6 protein-coding genes are annotated in these 3065 nt (G+C 27.6%); 4 read left to right on the top strand and 2 right to left on the bottom strand.

Annotated elements, in window-relative coordinates; all coding sequences use genetic code 11:
• Nucleotides 1-106: 106 nt before the first annotated feature.
• Nucleotides 107-1084, bottom strand: coding sequence for an HD domain-containing protein (locus ACRC03_RS00500; protein ID WP_438650581.1), 978 nt, complete (start codon nucleotides 1082-1084; stop codon nucleotides 107-109).
• 308 nt (nucleotides 1085-1392) lie between these two features.
• Between ACRC03_RS00500 and ACRC03_RS00495 the strand changes: the two genes are divergently transcribed.
• The 4 genes from ACRC03_RS00495 (at nucleotide 1393) to ACRC03_RS00480 (ending at nucleotide 2745) form a co-directional block, all read left to right on the top strand.
• The gene (locus ACRC03_RS00495; protein ID WP_438650580.1) at nucleotides 1393-1608 is read left to right on the top strand and encodes a hypothetical protein; all 216 of its coding nucleotides are present in this window, start codon (nucleotides 1393-1395) and stop codon (nucleotides 1606-1608) included.
• Between the two features lie 101 nt (nucleotides 1609-1709).
• The gene (locus ACRC03_RS00490; RefSeq protein ID WP_438650579.1) at nucleotides 1710-2027 is read left to right on the top strand and encodes a hypothetical protein; all 318 of its coding nucleotides are present in this window, start codon (nucleotides 1710-1712) and stop codon (nucleotides 2025-2027) included.
• Nucleotides 2028-2056: 29 nt separating this feature from the next.
• The gene (locus ACRC03_RS00485; protein ID WP_438650578.1) at nucleotides 2057-2374 is read left to right on the top strand and encodes a hypothetical protein; all 318 of its coding nucleotides are present in this window, start codon (nucleotides 2057-2059) and stop codon (nucleotides 2372-2374) included.
• Between the two features lie 107 nt (nucleotides 2375-2481).
• Nucleotides 2482-2745 carry a Mor transcription activator family protein gene (locus ACRC03_RS00480; protein WP_438650577.1) on the top strand — a complete coding sequence of 88 codons (264 nt, stop codon included), beginning with the start codon at nucleotides 2482-2484 and terminating at the stop codon, nucleotides 2743-2745.
• A gap of 195 nt (nucleotides 2746-2940) precedes the next feature.
• On the opposite strand, the gene ACRC03_RS00475 is transcribed toward ACRC03_RS00480, so the two are convergent.
• Nucleotides 2941-3065: YvrJ family protein (locus tag ACRC03_RS00475; RefSeq protein WP_438650582.1), on the bottom strand; the 125-nt coding region annotated here is incomplete at its 5' end.

The following is a 3065-nucleotide window of genomic DNA, read 5'->3' as shown; positions in this document are numbered from 1 at the left end:
TGGGGGGAGGACGACATACGTGTAAAAATCGGCCACTTGAATTTGAAACCATTGGTATGACCGATTCACACGTGTTTTTTATTTTTCAAAAACTACTTCAGTAATTTTAGTCAATTAAATACTTAATTGATAAATCATCTAATTCCATTTTTAATTTTATAAGGTTTAATTTAGTCGCTATAGGTGAAAAAATTTCTATTGTCTCTTCTGCTTTTTCCTTATAAACGTCTGGATTCATATGTTTTATAGTTCTCATGTTATGGAGTCTAGATGCAAGTTGAATAATAAATACTCTACCATCTATGTCGCAGTCTTCTTCAACTACTTTTCTTAAGTCTGCTGATTTAAAATTAGTTACGTCATTTAGTAATGTAGAAATTTCTCTTGAGAATTTAGACTCAACAACTTCTAATGTAATAGGAGTATTTTTTGTTATAATATCATAAAGTAATCCAACTATTATAGATTCTTTATCAACATCTATTTGAGATAATATTAAAGCTATATTTAGAGGATGTATTACGTAAGGCTCACCTGATTTACGATATTGGTCTTTATGGGCTTCACAAGACAATAAATAAGCCTTTTCTATTTCTTCTAAGTCTGAACTGTTATATTTATATTTTATATTTAAAATTAATTGATTATATAATTCTTCTACACTTGCAAATTCAACAGATGGTTCTATAAATATACCTTGATTATTTTCTTTTTTCATAATTAAAACCTCTCTATTCTCATTTTTTATATTTTCTAATATTTTTATTGCATAAATTAAGTGTTGGGTTGGAGTAAATCCGAATTTCTTTTTAAATGCTTTTGAAAAACCACTATGAGTATCATATTGATAATCATATGATACATCCACTATTTTTCGCCCATCAAATATTTCCTTTGAAGCAATCAATAGTCTTCTCTCTTGAACATAGTCCATGACAGATATGTTCATTTCAGATTTGAAAATCCTTGAAAAATGATACTCAGAATACCCTACATAGCTAGATATACTTTTTAATGATAATTTATTTTTCAAGTTCTTTTCTATAAATTCAATACTTTTTAAGATAGCTACCTTATATTTCATCGACTTATACTCCCTTAACACTTTTATTAATATAATTATATTTCATCTAAGTCAAAATTGGATGTTCCACGATTGCTATGTTAAATTATTTTTTATTATTAAACTTTGAAGTATAATATAATCATAACTTTAAAGATTTGATTATGTAATTATAAGCTAGTAATAGCAATGCTTTAAGCATAGTCATAACTAGTAATCATAAGTACTTATATAATTTGCGATTTTATCAAGTGGCCGAAAATAACACGTACTTCGGTGTCCACCGTTTAATTGATAGATTAGAGATAAGTAGTAGTGAACAGAAACATATGAAAACTATTATTGGTACTCAAGAAAAGTATAGAAGGAACAATGAAAAAAGAACACCAAGAAATGAAAATGGATTAACAAAGAGACAGCAGGATAAAGAAGATAGAATAGAAAGTATTAAATATTTAAAGAAGCAGAGTTTAAGTCAAAGTGAAGTTGCAAAAAAATTACAAATAGGCATTGCAACAGTAAAGAGATATTGGAATATTAAATAAGGGCAAGAGTGGTATCACGAAATGCTCTTTATAAATATGTGGTACTGTGTGTTTATTAATAGTGTTGCCTGAAATGGGTCTTTATATAGGAGGAATAGACAATGGATGAGAAGAAGCTTTGGTTAAAGATTAGTGGGAGTATAACGTATTACTTTAAGTGTTATAACAGAAAGTTATGTAATGAAGAAATATGGTTAGATTATGTAGAGTATGCATTACCTGATATGGATGGAGAGGGAGTTCATACTTATTTGGACAAGCAGAGTTTAGAAAGAGTTGTTGTAGATGAAAAAATGATGGCTAAGGCTAAATCTGCATTTATGGAAAGATTAGAAAAAAGAATAGCTAAGGAAGTACCAGTAAAAGAAGAAAAGAAGGTATTAGCTGAGGTTATAGATTTTGAAAAATATAAAAAATAAAAAGAGAGTTATATAAAGAGGGTGATTTTTTGATAGAAAACCAATGTTTAGATAAACAAAATATAGCTAAAATTAGAATGTGGATTAGGGTAGAAAATAATAATAAGTTTGTAAGAGGAAAAGGTAAGGTTAGAAGTATAATAGAGCAATATTTAAGGATTAATTATAGGCTAGAAGAAGATAGTATTAAATCTGGAGAATATATATTCTATGTTCCATATATAGAAATTGATGATTTGGAAAATAAAGTATACGATATTCTTAGAGAATTCGCAGAAGAAGCAGATTGTAGCAATTGTTTTATAGAAGATGATACACGATGTGATGAATTAAATCTTAGTTGGTAGCAAAATATAATAAAAATTTAATGAAGTAAAATTAGTAGGAAATAGATAATGTTTGTAGAATATTCATATAAAGAAAATCAAATTAGAACTTTATAGGAGGATATTTTATGGATTTAAAAATAAGTGACCTACCTCCACAATTTGAAAATATAGCAATTAAAATTGGGATAGACATAACTAAGGTGCTATTTGAAGAATTTGGGGGGACATCAGTGTACTTTCCTACTGAAAAAATGATATACAAAGAAGCTAGAGACAGAGAAATCATAGCTGAGTATAATGGATTTAATCATAAAGAATTAGCATTCAAATACAATATGTCTGAAAGCTATGTGAGGGCAATTATAAATAGGAATAAGAAAAGTTTTTAATGCTTCTTATTGACAGATATTAGTTCAGAAAGTATCATAGTGATTTAGATACTTAAAAATCTAGATTTTTGAAATAGAGAAGTTACGCACCTAATTATGGATGTGTAGCTTTTTTTATTTACTTAGATTCAAGTGTAAAGTAACGTAAGAATAAAAAAATGAACTCTAATTTTAGAGTTCATTTTTTGAGCTTTATTATCTTAAGCTCGTGATGTTTTTAGACAACTCATTAATACTATCTGTTAAACCAGTAAGTTTACCTTCAATTCTAACTAAGAGATACATAGATAGAGCAATTGGGAAACCTACATTTGTAACAA

This window comes from Romboutsia sp. (assembly GCF_051659545.1).
Lineage (GTDB): Bacteria > Bacillota > Clostridia > Peptostreptococcales > Peptostreptococcaceae > JBOFOR01.
Note: the sequence above shows the minus strand (reverse complement) of the source record. Positions and strands in the feature narration are given on the sequence as shown.

Coding starts and splice junctions, on each gene's coding strand:
- ACRC03_RS00495 (WP_438650580.1), top strand. CDS start 1,393: ATGAAAACTATTATTGGTACTCAAGAAAAGTATAGAAGGAACAATGAA.
- ACRC03_RS00490 (WP_438650579.1), top strand. CDS start 1,710: ATGGATGAGAAGAAGCTTTGGTTAAAGATTAGTGGGAGTATAACGTAT.
- ACRC03_RS00500 (WP_438650581.1), bottom strand. CDS start 1,084: ATGAAATATAAGGTAGCTATCTTAAAAAGTATTGAATTTATAGAAAAG.
- ACRC03_RS00480 (WP_438650577.1), top strand. CDS start 2,482: ATGGATTTAAAAATAAGTGACCTACCTCCACAATTTGAAAATATAGCA.